A 21,501-nucleotide genomic window follows, 5' to 3' on the forward strand; every position below is an offset into this window, starting at 1 on the left:
CCAGCTTAGCCGTTGACCAGTGCTTGGGTCACATTCCGGACCAGCGCCGCGCGGGGAATCTCTCCGTGTGGGAGAGCATGGAGCACCATCGTCGCACCCGGGGTACTCGTTGAGAGCCACTCGCAGTCCGGCAGCAGTGCCAGCACATGCCCCAATGTTCCGGTGTAGTCGTCGATGCGGATCTCGAAGATTCCCCCGGTCCACATGGCCGTCGCAGGCCCCGGCACAAAGGGCGGCAGCACTGTGTAGGTTCCGGATTTATAGGACTGGATAAGGTGTTCCTCCGCCGTTTCCATGTCAATGGTGCCGTGCAAGGCGCGGACGTCGAATTCGCCAGCGTAGCCCTCGCCGGTGCGGACGAGGCGCGAAGAAACAATGAACCAGCCCAAGGCAGCGATGAGCGCCAGGGGACGCACGGCTTCACGTTGGTAACTGCCGCGCCACACCACGGTGAACGTGTCCTTGTCGGGGTTGTGACGCAGCCCTATCTCACGGTCAACCGACACCAACGGCTTCGTGGGGCGCAGACCATTCAGCTGCGCAAAGGCACGGCCACTGACTGCATCAATGCCGCGGTCAAGACGCCGGTTCCACACGCCGGGTCCGGTCGATTCCGCATCAGCTTTAGCCAGAACAACGAGAAGGGCGAGGGTGAGGTAGTCGTATCGAACTGCTTCCAGGAGTTCGTCTCGGGCGGCGTCGGAAAGCGGGTCCGTGCGCGACACGATCCGAGCGAGCGTCGTGTGTTCGGCGACGACGGTCTGCACGCGAGATCGATCCGCTAGGTCAAGGCGCATCTTCGCTGCTGCCCGGGCAACCATCTCCGCTCCCACCAGCTCGTGCGGGCGCCCATAGCCCTTGCCGATGTCATGGTAGAGCCCCGCCAACAGCAATAAATCTGGCCGCGCCACGGACGTACGGGCGTTGGCGCACCGCGCGACCGTGAGGATTGAATGATAATCCACCGTGTGCGCATGAGTGCGCTCGCGCGGCAAGAGTCCACGGATGTGTGACCACTCCGGTACGATGCGCTCCCACAGGCCATGAGTCTCCATCTCCTGAATAAGCCGTGGTGTGTTGACCGGTGAGGACAGAAGGGCGAAGAAGGAGTCGGTAGCCGCAGCCGTCCAGCGATCCGGAAGATCGGGCACCTCGCGCAATTGTTCCCACACTTTGGGGGCAACCGTTCGGCCGGAACGCGCCGCGGCAGCGGCCACACGCAGTAGTAGCCAGGGCTCGGTCAGATCCGCCGTCCGTGCCAGATGAATCTCGCCGTCCACATCGACAACGCCGATATCCAATGGTTTCCGGGAACGCGTGGCGCTGCGTTTGGCCACAAGCCCGCGAGCCGTCGCCAACGCCCGCTCCATCGCCTTATCCACCGCCGCTGCGGCTGTGACCACCGCCGACGACAGCTCATAGCGGTCAGCAAAGCCAAGCTCGTGGGCTATCTCCGCAGCAAACTCTGGATCCAGGACATCGCGGTGGCGGCGCGCGGTGACGTGAAGGAGCGTGCGGACGTCGAGAAGCAATGCTCGCTCCTTCTCAAGCCGTGGGGCGTCCGCAAGGTTTCCCAGGGCCAGCGCACGAATGAACTGGATATCGCGCAGGCCCCCGCGCCCATTTTTGATATCCGGATGGGTCATCGTGGCAAGGGTTCCAGAGCGGCGCCAGCGGGCAATCGCGATATCGACGAAGTCATCGAAATTGCCCTGGAGGAGGCGGCGCCAAGTGGCATAGACCTGCGCACGGGTGGAATCAACCAGCTGCTTATCGCCCGCAACGTACGATAGGTCGAGCTGGGCAAAGCCCGCGGCTGGGTCTGATCCGGCGATAGCGGCGAATTCACTCGGAGTGCGCACCGCATAATCCAGGCGATACTTGGCATCCCAGATGGGATACCAGACCTCCGACACCACATCCTCGGACAGCGTTGTTCCTTCGGGGTGCAGGAGGATGAGATCGAGATCAGAAAAAGGGGTCATGGCGCGGCGGGCAAAGGAGCCCGTAGCGGCGAGGGCACAGCCGGGCGGCACAACCAGAGACTGCGTGAGACGATCGGCCGCCGCGCAGGCCTCCTCGCGCAGCTCGGCGGCAGTAAGCAAGCGCTTAAAGGGCGGCGTCGCCACGCTCGCCGGTACGAACGCGGATCACGTCCTCGACCGGTGTGATCCAGATCTTGCCATCGCCGATTTTTCCGGTATAAGCAGCGTCGACCACCGCGGCCAGGATCTCCTCCACCTGCTCGTCGGAGGTGACGATTTCCAGTTTGACCTTGGGCACAAAGTCGGTTGCGTACTCAGCGCCGCGGTAGACCTCGCTGTGGCCGCGCTGCTGGCCAAAGCCCTGAGTCTCGGTGACCGTGAGTCCGTGGACATTATGTTGTTCCAAGGCCTCGCGGATATCCGGCAGAGTAAACGGCTTGACGATGGCAGTGATGAGCTTCATGAGGTTAATCCTATCCTGTCTACACGTCCTCGTCGGTGCCCTCGACGGTATCTGCGCGCTGATGCATGCGCTTGGCGTATTTCACGTCCGTGACCGTCACACCGTAAATGGAGCGGCCCATGTAGAACGAGCCGACCGAACCGATGATCCACACGCCAAAGCAGGCAATGAGGACGCGGACGAGCGACCACAGGGAGAAACCAGTCTCAGCGAAATCCACGACGAGTTTGGCCACGAGCAGCAGCGGTACGGCCAGCCCCACGGTCGGTCCAAGCAAGTTGACTCGGGTGAGGGCGTCAGGGGCGCGCCACAGTGCGACAACCGTTGCGATGACGAGAATCGTCGCGAGAATCAACAGAATGCTGGCGATGATTTCGGCAATGGTCATGATCTACCTCCTGCCCTTCGAAATGATGCGGGCCATCGACAACGTTGGCAGCACGCCGGCGGCAATGCCCGCCAACATGGCGATGTCGTACACAATGGATGCATTGTTCGTCATGGCCCAAGAAAAGTACATGCACATCATGCCGTAAAAGACCATATCGCTCATCACGGTTCGTGTGAGCTCATCGCGGGAACGCAACGCCAACCCGAGGGCTGCGCACACGCAGGCTCCCATGATGAAAACGCACACGAAGACGACCCAATTGAAGGCGCTCCACGAGGCAAAATCAATCATTTCTTGTCATCCTTTCGGGCCTTGGTTGGCACGGCGTGGCGCAGCGGCCACACGGAATATTTTTCAACCTCGTCAGCGGCCAACGGGGTGTCATCCGTCTGTGCAATGTCCGGGGCACGCATGTGACGGCCCAAGGTATCGAGGGTGTACTCGTAGAAGGTCGGAGCCAGCTCCGTCGTGGGACCCTGTCCCGGCACACCATAGTCAGTGCCTTTCACATGTGGGGCAAGGCGCTCTTCCATATCGGCAAGGTCCGCCACGATGCTCGCGGGATCATCACCCATCACGGCTTGGACAAGGACGATGCGCGGCAGGCCTTCCCTGACCGGCTCGCGGAGTCCCAGGGAGAGGGTCCCCGGCGTGGCGGTAATCGAGGAGGTAAACCAGAAGATCTCCCAAGCACTCGTCACGCGCAGCGGATAGCGCACGACGACGGGGTGATAGTTGTTCTTTGGTTTAAAGGACTCCATGGCGAGCGAGAAGCCAGCCACGAAGATTTCCTTGATTAACCAAAACGCGTAAATTACTGAGTTCACGGCGGTCTTCATTTAACGGCCCTCCTGGATGGAGTCGATATCGGGTAGGGCTACGGGTTCATCACCCAGCACTGCGTGGGAATAGGCCTCCGTGTCCAGCAGGTCCGCCGAAGCCCCCATGGTGACCTCGATGAGAGGACCCGACAGAAGGAACATGGTCAGCGAACCCAGGATAAGGGCTGCCGAGGGCGCCATGAGCTTCTTGCGGATAACCAGCTCCTTGGGCACTTTCTCCTTCGGCAGGTCCTTGCCCCAGAAGACACGGCGCCAGACGCGCAGCATCGACAGGAAGGCAGCGAAGGACGCAATGATGATGACCGCGATGACGGTCCACGCCCATCCCCCGCCAGTGCGGGCAATCTCGGCCACGATGAGAACCTTGCCCCACATGCCGGAGAACGGTGGGAATCCGACAACGGAGAAGGCACCGGCCGCAAAAATCCAGGCGATGATGGGATCTCGGCGCGCCAAGCCGGACAGCTTGTTGAGACGGCCCGTGCCGTAGGTCTCCTCGATGGCACCCGAGGCCAGGATGAGCGAACCCACCGTCAGCATGTGGTGAATCGTATAGAGAATACCGGCGGCGAGGGCACGCTGCGCGTCGTGCGTGGTGAAGGCCATCATCACGAGAATGAAGGGCATGCCGTTGAGCATCTGGTAGCCCAAGACACGGCGGATGGAGTTCTCTGCCAGACCGCCGAAGGAGCCGACAATCATCGAAATGATCATGACCACAATAATGAGGGTGCCCCAGCGCTCGTCCATATCGAACAGCTGAACCCACAGGCGGTAGAGCATGTACACCGCCACCTTGGTGTGCAGGCCGGAGAAGAGGCCCATGACGGCAGCCGACGTGCCTGGGTAGGTGCGTGGCAGCCAGGACTGGACGGGGAAGACACCAGCCTTGGCTGCAATAGCAATGACAATGATGCCGGCCGCCACGGTCACTGGGCCGTTGCCAGCCGCCGCGCCCTTGAGCGCGCCAAGGTTGACCACACCCGTCACCGAATAGATGTAGCCCACACCGACAACGAGCAGCGTCGACGCAAACAGGTTCACCAACACGAAAGCGCGGCCTGCTGCCAAGCGCGACCACGTTCCGGACATGGTGATAAGGCCATAGGACGGCAGCAGCATGACCTCAATGAACACGAAGAAGTTAAAGAGATCAGCGGTCAACAGGGCTCCGCACACACCGGTAATCAAGATGAGCGTCAGCGAGGGATAGTAGCGAGACTTCGTCTCACCGCCGACGATGGCAAACCAGTTGGCCCCGAAGGCGACGATCATCGTCGTGATGAGCATCAGTGCCGAGAAGGTATCTGCCGCGAAGGCGATACCCGCGTTGCCCACATAGTTACCCACGCTGTGCGCCACCACGCCGTTGTTCATGGTGTAGAGCAGCAGCGCAAAGGAAGCGAAAATTCCCACGCCCGGAACGATGAGCATGATGGCATCACGCACGCGGTGCCACGGAGCAAGGAGCGCCAGCGCCGCCGATACGAGGGGAACCGCCGGGAAGAGCGGGAGGAGGGCGCTTACGGTGTCATACATCTAGTTGTCCTCCCCGTGTTCGAGTTCCTTCAAACGATCCATCTTGTTAGCCGAGCGCTCCAGAATGTCACGATTCTGCGTGTCACGGCCCAACGTGGAGAAGGCATGGTCAATGGTGTTATCGTCCACCGGCTCGACCACGTCCGTGTCGTCATTGGCGCCCATGGCCGCCAAAGTCAACAGGATGGTCGAGGTCGCCATAGAAATAACAACCGCGGTCAGGACGAAAGCCTGTGGAAGCGGATCTGCCATCTGGTCCATCGGAACCTGCGATGGGAAAGATTCCCCGCGGTAGGAGTACACACCTGTCGCCAACAACATGAGGTTGGCGCCGTGGCCAAAGGCCATCATGCCCAACACAATGTGGACAAGGCTGCGCTGTTGAATGAGGTAGACGGCACTGCCAATAAGCAGCGCGATGGTCAGTGCGAGGATCATGAATTCTTCTCCTCTTCATCCGGAGTGAAGTGAGGCGAGGACACACGCTGGCGCGCCTGGGCGTCGTTCAGCAGTGCCTCCGGGTCGGAGGACGGGTTGATGGATTCGGGGTAAGGATCGTCGACGTCGTCAAGCACCACGCGTGGCGTATTCGGCAGCGCCGAATCATCATCGTGGACCCACGGCAGGTAGTCGCGCTCGGTACCTGGACGGAGGTAGCCACCCAAGGCGTTGATGGCCATGCTGAGCATGCCCAGAACAGCGAGGTAAATACCGAGGTCGAAAATGAGTGAGGTGGTCCAATGCTGTCCCAGGGCGTGGCCGTGGATAGCGGTAAGGAAGCCACCATCGTTGTGGGAGGTCGGGATGTAGCCGATGAAGCCCGCCGTCAGCGCAACGATAATGCCGATGCCAGTGAGGTGAATCGGAGTCATGCGGCCAAAGACGATCTCATCCGTACCTCGCGAGAGGTACGTCAGGCCAATAGCCGCACCCATGATGAGAGCTGCCGGGAAGCCACCACCGGTGGCCTGGTGACCGCGGTAGAAAACAATCACCGACAGGACCACCAGAATCGGGATGGTCACCGCGATGCCCTTGCGCAGCGGCACGGAGTTCAGCTGTGACTGGCCAAACGGTGCTGGGCGGGTACCCGAGGTGAATGGGAAGCGCGGCAGCGTCGAGGTCACCGCCGCGATAACGACGGCAGCCATACCAAGCACGGACAGCTCACCCAACGTATCGAGTGCACGGAACTCAACGATGATAGTGGCCACCACGTTGTCGCCACCAGTAATGTCCGGAGCGTTGTTGAGGTACCACATGGCCAAGTCGGAGCGCTCGTGGCGGCCCATCAGTGCCCACACGCCGAGGAAAGCCGCGGCACCCGCCAGCACCGAGATAACGATGGCACCCGTCTGGCGGCCCTTGTGGGACACTTGGTGGAATTTCTCCGGCAGGTAGCGGAGCACCATCATCATGACAATGACGGAGAGCGCCTCAACCGTGAACTGGGTCAAAGCGACGTCGGGAGCACCCAGCAGGAACATCTGCAGGGTCACACCGGTACCGGCAGTACCAATCATGACCGCGCCCGTCAGGCGATTCTTCGTACGCACCAGCCCAAACATGGACAGGGCGACGATGCCCAGCGGGAGCAGATCCCACGGATTGTCAAGCCCCTCAACGCGCGGGTTAAGGGCAACTCCATCGATGCCGTCGGATACCAGCGTGGCGCCTGTCAGCAAGATGATGAGGAAGACGATCGGCAGGATAAAGAGCGTCGGGTTGTGTGTGTCAGACATGCGGCCAACAAAGCGACCGAACTTGGTGCACACATCCTGAATCCACTTGAGGACATCGTTACCGGTGCGTGGCAGGAACTCGCGCTCCTCCATCCCAGTCCACAGCGGCTTGCGGAAAAGAACGCCTACGACGCCGGCGATAAGCACGAGAACCGAAATCACGAAAGGAACGTTCAGACCGTGCCACAGTGCCAGATGCGTGTGTGCTTCCATGCCGACGGCCGCAACGACGTCATCGAGCGGGCCGTCCAGAACTCCCATGAAGAAAACGACAAGCACGGACATGACACCGGGCAAGGCCGCCGGCAACCATAGACGAACCGGCGCCTCGTGTGTCGAGGACATGTCACGGGGACCGTCGAAGAAGGCACCAAAGACAATTTTGGCCGAGTAGGTGAACGTAAAGAAGGCACCGATACCGGCGACAATCAGCAAGACAATCTGGCCCGCCGATCCAATGGGTGCGTCCTCAAAGGCGGTGAGCATACCCTCCTTGGACACGAAGCCGAAGAGCGGCGGCACCGCTGCCATCGATGCCGCTCCAATAAGCATGGAGCCAAAGGTCCATGGCATCTTATTCCACAGCACGCCAAGACGGCGGATGTCACGGGAGCCAGCCTCGTGATCAATCACGCCGATGAGCATGAAGATGGAGGACTTAAACAGGGCGTGCGCCAAGGTGTGAACCAGTGCCGCGGCAATGGCAAAGGGAGTGCCCACACCAATAGTGGCCACAATCCACCCCAGGTGAGACACCGTGGAATACGCCGTGAGCTTCTTGAGGTCGGTCTTCTGTACGGCGAACACAGCCGACATGACGGCAGTTCCCATACCGGCGACGATGAGCAGCCAGTTCCAGGCAGCCACGTCATGGAAGATGGTAGAGAAGCGAATGAGCAGGTAGACACCAGCCTTGACGACGGCCGCCGCATGCAGGAAGGCAGACACCGGCGTCGCCGCAGCCATGGCCTCAGGCAGCCAGAAGTGGAACGGGAACTGTGCCGACTTGGTGAAGGCCGAAAGCGCGATGAGCACGGCCACACCAGTGGTCAGGCCAGGGCGCTCTGCCCACACATCCGAGGCGAGGATGTCCTCAAGGTTCGTGGTCCCCGCTGCCGTTGCAGCAATAGCCACACCGGACAGCAGCGTCAGGCCACCGACAAAGGTGAGAATCAGCGTGCGCTGCGAACCCGCCTCGCCCGATTTGCCGCTGCGCGCAATGAGCATGAAGGACGCCAGCGAGACAAGCTCCCAGGCAAGGAAGAGCACGACGACGTCGTTAGCCAGCACCAGCAGCAAGATAGACAGCGTGAACGCCGTCATCAGCACGTAGAAACTGACGTTTCCTTTGCCTTTGGGCAGATAGGCTGCGGAATAGCTAAACACCACCGCGCCAATGACGAGTGCCAGCATGGCGAAGAAAATACCCAGTGCATCGCCACGGAAGGCGAGGTTGACGTCAACACCAGGCGCGACGACATCGCGAACCCAGGTCACGGAGTAGGACAGTTCTTCGCCGCGGGCAAGGGCAGGAAATTCTCTCGCTAACAGTGCCGCTGCGATAATAAAAATGCCGGCTAACGGATAGCCGGCTGCGCGATCAGCAACTTTGACAGCTACTGGTGCAAGCGCCACTGCGACAGCTGCGAGGATTAGGACATACAAGAGTGTCACGAAAGAGTAGCCTCACGAACCGTTGTTAGGGCTGTTAATTCAGCCTCACATAGACAGGACTGTCCCAGACTACCATTGTGACCTCCCCCTAAGCACATTCTTTATGATCAAAAAAGACCGTAGCACCTCCGCACGAAAGCACTACGGTCACTGAAGAGATAGAGGAATAGATTAGGCAGAAAATCCGCCTGAATCTTTTTCTATTTTTCGCCCAGCAGGGCGTCCACAAATCCCTCAATTTCGAACGGGGCGAGGTCGTCGGCGCCCTCGCCGAGGCCCACGAGCTTCACCGGCACACCAAGTTCTTCCTGAACTTGGAAGACAATGCCGCCCTTGGCGGTTCCGTCAAGCTTGGTGAGGACGACGCCGGTGATGTCCACGACGTCACGGAAGATACGCGCCTGGGTCAGACCGTTCTGCCCCACGGTGGCGTCGAGCACGAGAAGAACCTCATCGACTTCAGTCTTCTTCTCCACGACGCGCTTGACCTTACCCAGCTGATCCATGAGGTCAACGGAGGTGTGCAGACGGCCAGCAGTATCGACGAGGACTACGTCCACACCTTGGTCCACACCAGCTGCCACGGCATCGAACGCGACGGAGGCTGGGTCTGCGCCTTCCTTGCCGCGTACGGTAGTGGCACCTACGCGGCGGCCCCAGGTCTCCAGCTGGTCTGCGGCGGCAGCACGGAAAGTATCGGCAGCGCCGAGCAGCACGTTGTGGCCCATCGACACAAGTACACGAGCCAACTTGCCGGTCGTTGTTGTCTTACCGGTGCCGTTAACACCGACGACCATGATGACCGCCGGCTTGCCCTCGTTCGGCATGGCCTTGATGGAGCGATCCATCTCCGGGTGGCCGACCTCGATGAGAGCTTCACGCAGCATGGCGCGTGCTTCGTCCTCGGAGCTCACACCGCGCTCGGCAATCTTCTCGCGCAGGGAGTCAGTGACCTGCATCGTTGCCTTGGTTCCCAGATCCGCCATGATGAGGGTGTCTTCGATGTCCTCCCAGGCATCATCGTCCAAGTCACCAGCGGAGAGAATTCCCATAAGACCTTGGCCGATGGCGTTCTGCGAACGCGAGAGGCGGCCACGCAACTTGCCCAGACGGCCAGCTGCCGGCGCAATGCCGTCCTGCGGTTGCGCTGGGGCCTGAACTACCTCGGCGTCCTCGGAGACCTCGAGCTCGTCCGGCTCAGCTTCAAGCGCCGCGCTTGCCGACGCCGCCTGGGCCTCCGCCGCTGCGGCTGCCTCTTCGGCCTCTGCGTCTGCCTCAGCCGCCGGCTCTTCCTCTACTGCCGCTTCCTCAACTGCGGCTTTCTCGACTGCCGGAACAGCCGGTTCCTCCGCGGTCTCGGCAGCGGGAGTCTCTTCGCGGGGTTCCTCCGCGACCGGTTCCGTAGCTGGGGACTCTGCGACAGGCTCGTCAAGTACTGGCTCATCTGCAGTCGTGTCTGCCTCGGCATCAGCCTCGGGCGCGTTAGCTTCGCGCTCCTCCATCTCGGCGGCAACGACTCCCGGAACCATGGCACCTGCGGCCGCAGCGGTTGCAGCACCCGAAGCGACAGCACCCGCGGTGGAGTCCTCCTCCTCAGTGGGCTCAGCCACTGGCGCAGATTTCTTGGCCGGCTCTGACTTCGGAGCAGTCTCGGACTCCGCTGGCTTTACAGGCGTGGTTGGCTCAGCGGCGGCCGGCGCAGCAGATTCAGCTGGCGTGGTAGGCGCGGTCTTCGGGGTCTTCTCGGTACCGGTGAGCTGATCGTTAGCCAGCTGCGTAGCATCTCGCTGCTCCGGCTTCTGCGGCTGCTCCGGTTTCTGCGGCTGGCTAGCCTTGGGGGCAGTAGCAGGCTGCTTGGCAGCGCCGCCTCCGGCAGGGGCAAAGTTAAAGCCAGACTTGGCCTGGTAATTTCCAGACTTCTGCTGCTGAGTAAGCTCCTTCGGCTCCTCAACGGGCTTGTCAAAAGAAACCTTCTTCGACTCGCCTCGCTTCTTGCCCAGCACAACGAGCACGATGACTAGCAGGACTAGAACGATGACTGCTAACACAATCCACAGGTAAGTATTCATGCCCTCTATAGTGCCAGGCTTACCCGTGACAGGCACCACGAGCCCGGAAACCGAGGTTAACGCGGGGCATCAACGCCCAGGCGCGTGGCGTCCTCAGCGGCCTGAGCGGTGCCGGGGGCCTCACCGGCGCGGCTCATGCGCTGCGAGATGACGCGCGTGACGCCGTCGCCGCGCATGGTGACGCCATAAAGAACGTTGGCCACATCCATTGTCGGCTTCTGGTGGGTAATGACGATGAGCTGCGAGTCCTTGCGCAGTTCTTCGAAGAGGGCGATGAGGCGGCGGAGGTTGACGTCGTCAAGCGCGGCCTCCACCTCATCCATGACATAGAACGGTGAGGGGCGTGCCCGGAAGATGGCCACCAGCATGGCTAGCGCAGTCAGGGACTTCTCGCCACCTGAGAGCAAGGTCAGGCGCTTGACCTTCTTGCCCGGTGGGCGGGCCTCCACCTCGATGCCGGTGGCCAACATGTCATCGGGCTCCGTGAGGATGAGCCGTCCCTCACCACCTGGGAAGAGAGTCTGGAAGACTTTGGGGAACTCCGCCTCCACGTCATGCCAGGCATCCGTAAACAGCTGCAGAATCTGCGCGTCAACGTCCTCGATGACACCGGTGAGGTCCTTGCGGGCTTGGATAACATCATCAAGCTGTGTCGACAGGAAGGTATAGCGCTCCTCCAACGCCTTGTACTCCTCCAGTGCCAAGGGGTTGACTTTACCCAAGGAGTTGAGGTCCTTCTCTGCTTGTTTGAGACGAGCCGTTTCCTCCGAGCGGTCGAAATCCTCGCCCGGGGTGTAATCCTTCAAAAGATCCGGAATCGCGATGCCGAGCTGCTCCACAATCTTGGCTTCGGCCTCATCGACGCGAACCTGCGCCTGGCTGCGGGCAATCTCCGAGTTGTGTGCGGAATCCGTCAGCCGATCCAGCTGCTGGCGGGTGGCAGAGACCGCCTGTTTCGCCGTCTGGGCACGGCCCTGCAGCACTCCACGCTGGGTCACAAGTTCATCACGTTCCTCTGCGGCACGCTCCAAGGCATGGGTGACACGTGCGGCGAGGTCTTGGGCGTGCTTGTCTACAGCCCCCGCCAGTCGGGCCTGCGCTTGGCGGCGTGCCATCGCCTGATCATGGCGGGCTTTGGCTTGACGCTCATGCTGCGCTTGGCGGCGCAGTGCTTCTCCCCTACCCGCCGCTTGGCCGACCTTTTCCTCGGCACTGCGGGCGGCCAGTTGGGCCTCGACCTCCATAGCCTTGACCTGCTCAAGGGCACGTGAGGCCTCATCGCGCTCGACGGAGGAGGGCTCGTCGGCCTGTTCATCGGCGTCGATGCGGGAGAGACGGTCGCGGGCCTCGTCCAACTCTTCGCGTAGGCGCACCAGCTGGATCTCGATGTCGGTGGCGTGGGCGGCGGCTTTCTCGTGCTCGGCCTTGTTGGCTTCGTATTGTTTAAGCAGGCGCTGGTGGTCGCGCTTCCAGGCCTCCACCTCATGGTCGTGCTCGCGGAGAGCCGCCTTGGCGCTGGCGGCGGTCACGCGGGCATCGTCGGCGGCGAGCTTCGCGCCTTCCAGGGTTCCGGAGAGTTCCTCAAGCTCATGGGTCGCTGACTCAAGCTGGGCCTCGGCCTCAGCAATCTGGGCGCTGACCTCCACGGTTGAGGCGCTACCAGTGCCGGCTTCAACCCAGCCCTCACCCACGAGCAGGCCCTCCGGCGTCACCGCACGCAGGCGCGGATCCTCCGCAACGACGGCCCGGGCAGCGGCGAAGTCCTTGACGAGGACGACGTCGGACAGCAACCGCGTCAGCGCCGTCGACACCTCCGGAACGAGGACCAGGTGATCGAGCAACCACTCGGCCCCCTGCGGCAAATCCGCGTCGAGGCGCCAGCTTGTGCTGGGGTCGGCCATGGAGACGTCGACAAGCGGCGTGCGGCTTGCCTCCGCCACGTTAGCCACGATGTCCTCGCTCACCGCACCCGCCTGCGCCTCAGCAAAAGATCCCAAGGCCGCAGCAACGGCAGTCTCGTACCGTGTGGAGATGAAATCCGCTAGTGGCGAGAAACCCTCGCCCAAGTCGAGCGCCTCAGGAGTAGTCTGTCCGAGGGTATCGATGCGGGCGCGTAGCGAGTACACGGCACGCTCGCGCTCACGCTGGGCATCACGCAGTTGCTCAAGGCGCTTATCCGCAGCATCGGACTCGCTGGCCGCACGCACATGCGCTTCCTCGAGGGGCTCGCGCTCCGACGCCAGGGTACTGAGTTTGTCAGCAACCTCATCGGCTTCTGCTTGAGCGCCCCGCGTGCGGGCCTTGGTGCTGGTCAGGGTCTCTTCCTGACGGCCTAGCTCCGCCTCCGCGGCCAACACTTGGCCTGCCACCTTTTCTTCGGCAGCAATGAGGCGAACAACACCCTCGCGGCGGTCAGCGATGGCGCGCAACTGCGCCATGTGTTCCTTATCAGCCTCTTCGAAGGCCTCACGGCGCTCGGCCACCTCTTCCCGAATCGATTCGAGGCGCTCCGCCGCCTCCTCCGCAGCGGCGAGGAGCTCGGCATGGGTATCGTCGGCGACCTGAGCCTTCGCCTCCAGCTCATCCGGATCCTGGCCGGCATAAGCCACCTGCGCACCCACGTTGCTGGCACGCTCCGCGGCAATGCGTTGCGTGGCGGAGATGCGCTCGGAGAGAGTCGACAAATCGAACCACAATTTCTGGGCGGCCTCCGCGCGCGGAGAGACATCCCCCAGTTCGGCGTCGATCTCGAGCTGGTTCTCGGTCGCTTCTTCGAGCTGAGCCGTGACCTCCTCGACCTGCTCAGCCAGGACCGCGGCGCGGCGTTCGGCATCCTCGAAGGTAGCGCGCACACGCACCACGCGGTCACCCGCAAGGCGCAGGCGGGCATCACGAAGGTCGGCCTGCACCGTAGCGGCTCGTTTCGCAGCCTCCGCCTGCCGCGCCAACGGTTTGAGCTGCTTACCTAGCTCATCGGTGAGATCCTGCAGGCGGTCAAGGTTTGCCTGCATACCGGTGAGCTTGCGCTGTGCCTTTTCTTTACGGCGGCGGTGCTTGAGCACACCCGCTGCTTCTTCGATGTAGGCGCGACGATCTTCCGGGCGGGATTCCAGGATTTCCGCAAGCTTTCCCTGGCCGACGATAATGTGCATCTCACGACCGATACCGGAATCGGAGAGCAGCTCCTGGATGTCCATGAGGCGCGCTTTGGCGCCGTTGATCTCATATTCGCTCGCACCATCGCGGAACATGCGGCGCGTGACGGATACTTCCGAGTATTCAATGGGCAAGGCTCCATCGGAGTTATCGATGGTGAGGGTAACCTCGGCGCGGCCTAAGGCCTTGCGGTCGCCGGCTCCGGCGAAGATGACGTCCTGCATCTTGCCGCCACGCAAGGTTTTCGCGCTGCCCTCACCCATGACCCAGGCCAGGGCATCGACGACATTGGACTTACCGGAGCCGTTCGGACCCACGACGGCGCAAATGCCGGGCTCGAACTTCAGGTTCGTCGCGGACGCAAAGGACTTAAAGCCTTTCAGCGTGAGCGATTTGAGGTGCATTCGGACTAGTTTAGCGCTCGATGAACCCGGTCTCGCCGCGTGGTTCAGCCCACTGCTCCACCACGGTGTCGACCACGCCCGGGCGGCGCGTGGTGGACGGTTCTTCACGAAGCAGCTCCAGCAGGCGTTCGCAGTCAGCGCGCGAGCCTTCAGCGACCACCTGGACGCGGCCGTCCTTCATATTCGTTGCATGACCGGCCAAGCCTAACTCAAGGGCGCGGGAGCGCGTCCACCAGCGAAAGCCCACGCCTTGGACCGAGCCGTGAACGAATGCAGTCAAGCGCTGCTCTGCCATTTAGTACTCCCTCAAGTTCGTGTGGTCACCAAGGTCGCGCTGGTGGCGAAGTTCGCGACGGTCTTCCAGGCTACGGCGGGTTACCGGGTCAGAACCATCCCAGCATTCGACGCCCTTCAATTCCGGCAGCATATCACGGTGAAATACCGGGTCAACGCCCTTGCGGCGCTGCTCGTTATAGTTCTTAAGCAGCTTGATTGCCACGCCCGAGAGCGGAACGATGGCGCAGATGTTGAGAAGAACCATGATGGCTGCGCCCGTATCGGCAAGGTCAAAGATGGTGCCCAGCGGAGCGACAGCGCCATAGAAAACAAACGCCAGCACGATGATGCGGAAGCCCCAGAGCACCCACTTCTTTTCCGAGAGGTACTCCACGTTGGATTCGGCAAGGTAATAATTGCCCAAAATGGAGGAGAAAGCGAGGAAGAAGAGAATGAAGGTCACGAAGTGGATGCCCCACTCGCCTACTGTTCCTGCCAGAGCGTTCTGAGTCAGCGTCACGCCCTCGATGGCATCCGAGCCAAAGGTCTCGAAATCAGTGCCCAACAAGATGATGAAAGCCGTGATGGAACAAACCACGAGGGTGTCGAAGTAGACACCGAGGGTCTGAACCAGACCCTGCTTGACCGGGTGGGAAACGGTGGCCGTTGCCGCAGCATTCGGGGCCGAGCCCTCGCCGGCCTCGTTGGAGAACAAGCCTCGCTGAATACCCTTAAGCATGGCCAAGCCCAAGGTGGCGCCGGCGGCCTCACGGAAGCCAAAGGCCGAGCCGATGATGGAGGCGATCATGTCCGGAACCTTGTCATAGTTCAGGGCCACGACGATAAAACCAACAATGAGGTACGCACCCGCCATGAACGGGACAATGAACTGGGTCATGGTGGCGATGCGCTGCACACCACCAATGATGATGGCACCTGACACGAGGACGATGGCAACACCTACACCCGCTTTGAAGACGGTGGAGTCCTGGCCAAAGGAAGTTGCGAGGGAATCAGAGATGGCGTTGGTCTGGAAAGCGTTGTAGAACCAGCCGAAGGTAATGGCAATGGCCACGGAGAAGATGGTGGCCAGCGGTGTCCATCCCAGGCCACGGGACATGTAATAAGCGGGGCCGCCGCGGTAGGCATCACCTTCACGCACCTTCCACAGCTGCGCCAGGGTGGACTCCACGAACGCGGTGGCGCCACCGAGGATGGCGATGAGCCACATCCAGAACACCGAACCGGGGCCACCCACGGAAATGGCTACAGCCACACCAGCCACATTGCCGGTGCCCACACGAGATGCCGCAGAAATCGTGAAAGCTTTGAAGGCTGAGATACCGCCATAGTCAGCATCCGCATCCACACCGACGCCCTTGGGCTTCTCGACGACCGCCTTGAACATGTCCGGAAGCATTCGCACCTGCACCACGGCGGTACGGATGCCGAAGAACAGGCCAGCAGCGATGAGCAGCCACGGCAGGACATAAGACCAGAGGCTGTTATTAATGGCACCAATCACAGTGCTGAAAACTTCTTGCATGGGCCATAATCTTAATGGGTATGGCCACCATGAACCTACTTGCGCGCTCCCCTGCGCTGACAGGATGGGCAATAATGGGTGCCACGCCCGCCCAGCACTGTCTTGACCAGCTCAGTTCCGCAGCGATCACAGGGGTCACCACCGCGCCCATAGACATGCAGCGAGCGATCAAAATATCCAGACTCACCATTGACATTGACATAAAGGGCATCAAAGCTGGTGCCGCCGACCTCAAGCGCTGCACGCATGACATCCGCAGCAGCCTCCACAAGAGCCACCGCATCGCGTTGCCGCAGTGTATTCGCCTTCTTCAGCGGGGAAATCCCCGCCGCCCACAGGGCCTCGTCGGCGTAAATATTGCCCACTCCGCTCACCACTGTTTGGTCTAGGAGCGCCACCTTCACCGCGGTCTTCTTGGCGCGGATGCGACGCGCGGCGGAGGTCACGTCAAAGTCAGGCTCGAGCGGGTCTGAGGCAATGTGCGCAATACTCAACCACGGAGCGAGACGCCAGTAACCGAAGGTGCGCTGGTCGACGAAGTTGATGGGGGTGGCGTCATCAAGCACAGCAGCGATACGTACGTGTGGGGAATCCACCGCACCGATCCGCACTTGACCAGACATGCCCAAGTGAATGAACAGCACATCGCGGGCCGGATCCGCTCGGTCCTCATCGGCGAACTCGAGCCACATGAACTTGCCGCGGCGCGCCACAGCGGCAATCCTCCGATCCTGTAGGAGCGCGGCGAGGGGCTCTTCCTGCCCACGATTCGCTCGTGGATGGAGAACCTCCACCGAGGCGAAACTGCGCCCAGCAAGATATGGCTCAAGTCCGCGGCGGACGGATTCGACTTCAGGAAGCTCGGGCATCTAGCTCTCTTTAGCTGCGGTTCCTTGAACCAGCAGCGGAGTTTCACGCAGCGCCTGGCAGGCTTCCTCAGCCGCCTGCTGCTCCGCCAGCTTCTTGTTGTGCCCTGTGCCGCGTCCCACAGTCAGACCAGCGACGGTGGCCACGGCGTTAAAGGTCTGATCATGCTCGGGACCGGTTGAGGTCGCCGAATACACCGGCATCGCAGCCTTGAGCTCCGCACACAGCTCCTGCAACGTGGTCTTCCAGTCCATGTGACGGCCAGAGACCACGGCATTCTCAACCTTGGCCGCAAAGAGGTGCAGGATAACCCCGCGTGCCACCTCGAAGCCATGCTGGCGATAAATCGCTCCCAAGATGGCCTCGGTGGTATCAGCGAGGATGGAATCCTTGTCGCGACCACCGGTGGTCTGTTCGCCCTTGCCCAGCAGAATATGCTTGCCCAAATCAATCTCGCGGGCTACATCAGACAGGCCGTAGCGCGAGACGATGGAGGCGCGCATTTTAGAAATATCCGATTCAGGGCGCGACGGGTAGCGCTCGTACAGCTTCGCCGCGATGGACAGTCCCAGCACGGCATCCCCCAGAAACTCGAGGCGCTCGTTATTGGGAAGGTGACCATTCTCGTTGGCAAAGGAACGGTGCGTTAGCGCAAGGCACAGGTGCTCATCGTCGATGTCCACGCCCAATGCCTTGAGCAACGGGGTGTGGTCAACCTCTGCATAGGCAGCTGCACGTGCTTCCTCACCGGTGAGCTTCTTTTTCTTGCTCATAGGAACTTCTCCAGCCCAGACCAGCGCGGATCCACGCGCTCTTCCTCTCCGGAGACTCCGGTGGTCACGCCTTCCGGAGTCGCGGCTTCGCAACCCCCCTCACACGTCGGGGCAAAAGGCAGAGTGAGCCCAGCCTCATCGATGACGGTCTGCAGAAGATCTAAGACTCCGTCCTTGATCTCTGGCACCTCATCACCGGAGCCTTGATCCTCATCCTCCTCCTCGTCCCCGCTGATGAAGGACTCGTCGGCAGCGAAAACCTGCGAGACGTGTAGGTCCAGCTCTGGGTGAAGCTCCTCAAGGCAGCGCGCGCATTCGCCGCTCAGCGTTCCGGTAACGTCAGCATCCACCAGCACGCCCGAGCCCAGCGGCGTCAGAGTAGCGTCTACTGTTAGCTCGTTGCCTTGCGGGATAGCGATCATTTCCACGCCGATGCGCTCTGGGGCTGGGCCCGTCTGAACGCGGTGCTCGGGCAGAGCCTCGGAGCCTTGGCTGCGCAGCAATTCCGTCACGTCGAACTTCAATGGTGAATTCATAGCGCCACCCAGCTTACCCTGTGTGCTCGTATCCCCCACTCCTAAGCTGCCTGGCAATGCTGCCAGCAAGCGCCCGAGACTGGCAGGAGTCTGAATGTTGGGACACAGACATGTAAAGAGTTGTCTATAGGACTCGCTAACGCGCTGCTCTGCCCCTACCGTTGAGTGACATGAGCTACACCGCCACTGACACGACTGCCCTAGCGTCCACGGCACGTGACCTCGCAGCGATGTACCCGCTACAGTGTCTCGTCCCAGCCCTGGCCTTGGTCACCATCGGTGTCGTTTGCCGTCGCACCGTGACCCGGCGCCGACCGAGCGTCTTCGGCCGCGACGGGCTACTCCTCCACCACGTGGCACCCATTGGCGTTCTCGCCGGCATCATGGTGGGCGCAGTAGCGCTCTTGCCCTTGCACTTTAGCTCTATCGTCATCATCTCCTCGGCATTGTTTTCCTTGTTCGCGGCCTTTATCGTCTGGGGCGCACGAGAATCCTTTTCCGCCGCTTTCCTCGTGATCGGTGTGATGATGCTCAGCGTTGGTGGGGTTGATCTCATGCTCGCCCGTGCCGGCGCACCGTGGGTGCCTACCTCCGATCCCCTCGCGTCGGGACTGGGCTTCGGAAGTATGTGGGTGCTCTACGCCCTCCCGGGTGTGGTCGCTGCGGGGATCGCCGCATCCTTGAGCACAATACCTGCTGCTGAGGCCGATCGGATCCACCGCGCTGAGGCCGCCCGTGAAGCCGCCAAAGCCTTCGAAACCTCGCGCCGCATCTCCCCTTCCGCTGCTTAAGCGGCACTGCTGCGGGGCCGAACGGCGTCGTGAGAGAACCCGATAATAGTGACAAGGGCTCGGCCCAACAGGGCCGGGCCGCGGTTTTCACACCGAAAGTTTAGTAGTCACGGGGCGCGCGCGGTGCGCGGCGTGGACGCGACTCGCGTTCCCAATTTTCGCCTCGGGACTCGGAACGAGCATCAGCACGTGCTTCGCCTCGCAGCTCACGTCCCTCAGCACGAGATTCACCGCGGGAACGCACTCCGGCGCCGCGGCGCAGGGCGGAACGATCATTGTTAACCGTGCGCAAGAGGTCAGAGAGCGTGGTCTCGAACTCTCCCAGTTTGTCATCAACAAACTCATCGCACTCAGTGCGCAGACGGTTGGACTCAGAGTGCGCAGACTCCACGATGCGGTGTGCCTCGTCATCAGCGCGGCGCACAACCTCAGACTCGGAGACAAGGCGCTCCTGCTCTGCCTGACCGGCAGCAACCGCGCGCTGATATTCCTCATCCGCCTGGGCACGCGTGCGTTCTGCATCGGCGCGGGCGTTGTCAACCAACGTGGTCGCTTCATCTTCAGCCTGGGCAACCATGGTGGTAGCGCGATGTTGAGCGTCAGCAAGCATGGCGTCTGAGTCCTCACGCGCACGCGTGACGGTGTCATCGGCCTCAGCGTTAGCCTCGGAAATGATCTGGTCTGCGCGCTCCTCTGCGCCGTGAAGGATTTCGTCCTGCTTGTCCAAGACGTCCTGGGCGTCATCCATTTCAACGGGAAGGGCGTTACGAAGGTCGTCGAGAAGCGCAAGCATCTCGTGACGCGGAACCATGCAATTAGAAGTCATGGGAACGGCATAGGCCTGTTCCAAGTTGCGAACAAGTTCATCGAGGGACTCAAAAACGCGGTACATGGCACCAGCCTAACCAAGCCGTTACGCAGCGCGTTGTATCCCACGCGGGTGTTGACAGCGAAAACCTCCCCAGTGCAACGTCGCGCCCTGAGGAGGCAGCCAAACAAGAAGGGCTACAAGAAGGGCTAGATAACACCCTGTGCCAGCATGGCGTCCGCTACCTTCTTGAATCCGGCAATATTGGCACCCGCCACGTAGTCACCTTCAAGACCGTACTCCTTCGCGGTCTTGTCAATGTTGCGGAAGATGCTCGACATGATCTCGTGGAGACGCTTATCGGTGTAGTCGAAGGTCCACGAGTCACGGGATGCGTTCTGCTGCATCTCCAACGCGGAGGTGGCCACACCACCGGCGTTGGCAGCCTTGCCCGGCGCGAAGGCGATCTTCTCCTCCAGGAAGTAGTGAACCGCCTCCGGAGTACACGGCATATTCGCACCCTCGGCAACGTAACGCACCTTGTTGTCCACCAGCAATTTAGCGTCATCACCATCGAGTTCGTTTTGGGTAGCACACGGCAGCGCAACATCGGCCTGAACCTCCCAGACATTGCCGCCCTCGTGGAACTCCACGCCCTGGCCGGCTTCCCCCGCATAGGTGGAGATACGCTCACGACGCACTTCCTTAATGTCCTTGAGCAGCTCCAGGTCCACACCATTCGGGGTGGTGATGTAGCCGGAGGAATCCGACATAGCCACAACCGTTCCGCCAAGTTGCTGAACCTTCTCCGCAGCGTAAATGGCCACGTTGCCCGAACCGGACACGATAACCTTGGCGCCGTCGAAGGATTCACCATGAGCCTTCATCATCTCTGCGGTGAGGTAGACCAGACCGTAACCGGTAGCCTCAGTACGCACGAGCGAGCCACCCCAGGTCAAGCCTTTACCCGTCAAGACGCCGGACTCGTGCTTATTCTCCAAGCGGCGATACTGACCAAAGAGGTAGCCAATTTCGCGGCCACCAACGCCAATGTCACCTGCCGGAACATCGCGGTACTCGCCGATGTGATTGTGCAACTCCGTCATGAAGGACTGGCAGAAGCGCATGACCTCAGCGTCTGACTTGCCCTTCGGGTCAAAGTCCGAGCCGCCCTTACCGCCGCCGATGGGCAGGCCGGTCAGAGAGTTCTTAAAGATCTGCTCGAAACCGAGGAACTTAATGATGCCCAGGTTGACACTGGGGTGGAAGCGCAGGCCGCCCTTGTAGGGGCCAAGAGCAGAGTTGAACTGGACGCGGAAGCCGCGGTTGACCTGGATTTCGCCATTGTCATCGACCCACGGGACACGGAAGATAAGCTGGCGCTCCGGTTCGCACAGGCGCTCAACCAGACCGTAGTCAGCGTAGTGTGGGTCCTTATTGAGGACGATCTTGAGGGAATCAAGGACTTCAGCAAGCGCCTGGTGAAACTCGGGTTCGCCCGCGTTGCGCTTGAGGAGCTTGCTGTAATAGTCAGAGATTTGCTGATCAATGGACATGGCAATCCTTCCATAGGGTGCCGACCTGAACGGTTAGCACTTCATCTAATGAACAGCCGTTAGTTTTCTATCATTCGACCTAA

At 61.1% G+C, this 21,501-nt stretch carries 18 protein-coding genes; 1 reads left to right on the forward strand and 17 read right to left on the reverse strand.

Features of this window, described 5'->3' with window-relative positions; translation table 11 throughout:
• Positions 1-5 precede the first annotated feature (5 nt).
• From CSING_RS08435 to CSING_RS08505, 15 genes are all read right to left on the reverse strand, one after another.
• Positions 6-2,105 carry a [protein-PII] uridylyltransferase gene (locus tag CSING_RS08435; protein ID WP_042533315.1) on the reverse strand — a complete coding sequence of 700 codons (2,100 nt, stop codon included), beginning with the start codon at positions 2,103-2,105 and terminating at the stop codon, positions 6-8.
• A gap of 4 nt (positions 2,106-2,109) precedes the next feature.
• A complete protein-coding gene (locus CSING_RS08440) occupies positions 2,110-2,448 on the reverse strand; it encodes a P-II family nitrogen regulator (protein ID WP_042531414.1) in 339 nt (112 codons plus the stop codon).
• Positions 2,449-2,467: 19 nt separating this feature from the next.
• Positions 2,468-2,836 (reverse strand): Na+/H+ antiporter subunit G, encoded by a 369-nt coding sequence (locus CSING_RS08445; RefSeq protein ID WP_042531416.1) that lies wholly within the window; start codon positions 2,834-2,836, stop codon positions 2,468-2,470.
• Between the two features lie 3 nt (positions 2,837-2,839).
• On the reverse strand, positions 2,840-3,130 hold the full coding sequence (locus CSING_RS08450) for a cation:proton antiporter (protein ID WP_042531417.1): 291 nt from the start codon (positions 3,128-3,130) through the stop codon (positions 2,840-2,842).
• On the reverse strand, positions 3,127-3,678 hold the full coding sequence (locus CSING_RS08455; protein ID WP_042531419.1) for a monovalent cation/H+ antiporter subunit E: 552 nt from the start codon (positions 3,676-3,678) through the stop codon (positions 3,127-3,129). Before CSING_RS08455 ends, CSING_RS08450 begins: the two co-directional genes overlap by 4 nt.
• Positions 3,679-5,220, reverse strand: coding sequence for a monovalent cation/H+ antiporter subunit D family protein (locus tag CSING_RS08460; protein WP_042531421.1), 1,542 nt, complete (start codon positions 5,218-5,220; stop codon positions 3,679-3,681).
• A complete protein-coding gene (locus tag CSING_RS08465; RefSeq protein WP_042531423.1) occupies positions 5,221-5,658 on the reverse strand; it encodes a sodium:proton antiporter in 438 nt (145 codons plus the stop codon).
• Positions 5,655-8,636, reverse strand: a complete 2,982-nt coding sequence (locus tag CSING_RS08470) for a DUF4040 family protein (protein WP_042531425.1) — start codon at positions 8,634-8,636, stop codon at positions 5,655-5,657. The genes CSING_RS08465 and CSING_RS08470 overlap by 4 nt, the downstream gene beginning before the upstream one ends.
• 200 nt (positions 8,637-8,836) lie before the next feature.
• Positions 8,837-10,705, reverse strand: a complete 1,869-nt coding sequence (gene ftsY, locus CSING_RS08475; protein ID WP_042531427.1) for a signal recognition particle-docking protein FtsY — start codon at positions 10,703-10,705, stop codon at positions 8,837-8,839.
• A 56-nt stretch (positions 10,706-10,761) separates the two neighbouring features.
• A complete protein-coding gene (gene smc / locus CSING_RS08480; RefSeq protein ID WP_042531429.1) occupies positions 10,762-14,265 on the reverse strand; it encodes a chromosome segregation protein SMC in 3,504 nt (1,167 codons plus the stop codon).
• A gap of 10 nt (positions 14,266-14,275) precedes the next feature.
• On the reverse strand, positions 14,276-14,560 hold the full coding sequence (locus tag CSING_RS08485; RefSeq protein ID WP_042531431.1) for an acylphosphatase: 285 nt from the start codon (positions 14,558-14,560) through the stop codon (positions 14,276-14,278).
• Positions 14,561-16,087, reverse strand: a complete 1,527-nt coding sequence (locus tag CSING_RS08490) for an alanine/glycine:cation symporter family protein (RefSeq protein WP_042531432.1) — start codon at positions 16,085-16,087, stop codon at positions 14,561-14,563.
• A gap of 35 nt (positions 16,088-16,122) precedes the next feature.
• Positions 16,123-16,956, reverse strand: coding sequence for a bifunctional DNA-formamidopyrimidine glycosylase/DNA-(apurinic or apyrimidinic site) lyase (gene mutM, locus CSING_RS08495; RefSeq protein WP_042531434.1), 834 nt, complete (start codon positions 16,954-16,956; stop codon positions 16,123-16,125).
• The gene (gene rnc / locus CSING_RS08500; protein ID WP_042531437.1) at positions 16,957-17,727 is read right to left on the reverse strand and encodes a ribonuclease III; all 771 of its coding nucleotides are present in this window, start codon (positions 17,725-17,727) and stop codon (positions 16,957-16,959) included.
• Entirely contained in the window at positions 17,724-18,263 is a 540-nt protein-coding gene (locus CSING_RS08505) for a YceD family protein (protein ID WP_042531439.1), read from the reverse strand. Before CSING_RS08505 ends, rnc begins: the two co-directional genes overlap by 4 nt.
• A gap of 170 nt (positions 18,264-18,433) precedes the next feature.
• Between CSING_RS08505 and CSING_RS08510 the strand changes: the two genes are divergently transcribed.
• Positions 18,434-19,054: a hypothetical protein gene (locus CSING_RS08510; protein ID WP_201773944.1), complete on the forward strand. Its 621-nt coding sequence runs from the start codon at positions 18,434-18,436 to the stop codon at positions 19,052-19,054.
• Positions 19,055-19,154: 100 nt separating this feature from the next.
• On the opposite strand, the gene CSING_RS08515 is transcribed toward CSING_RS08510, so the two are convergent.
• Positions 19,155-19,946 (reverse strand): DivIVA domain-containing protein, encoded by a 792-nt coding sequence (locus CSING_RS08515; protein WP_042531441.1) that lies wholly within the window; start codon positions 19,944-19,946, stop codon positions 19,155-19,157.
• 125 nt (positions 19,947-20,071) lie between these two features.
• Positions 20,072-21,418, reverse strand: coding sequence for an NADP-specific glutamate dehydrogenase (gene gdhA, locus CSING_RS08520; protein ID WP_042531442.1), 1,347 nt, complete (start codon positions 21,416-21,418; stop codon positions 20,072-20,074).
• Positions 21,419-21,501: the final 83 nt, after the last annotated feature.

Source organism: Corynebacterium singulare (assembly GCF_000833575.1).
Lineage (GTDB): Bacteria > Actinomycetota > Actinomycetes > Mycobacteriales > Mycobacteriaceae > Corynebacterium > Corynebacterium singulare.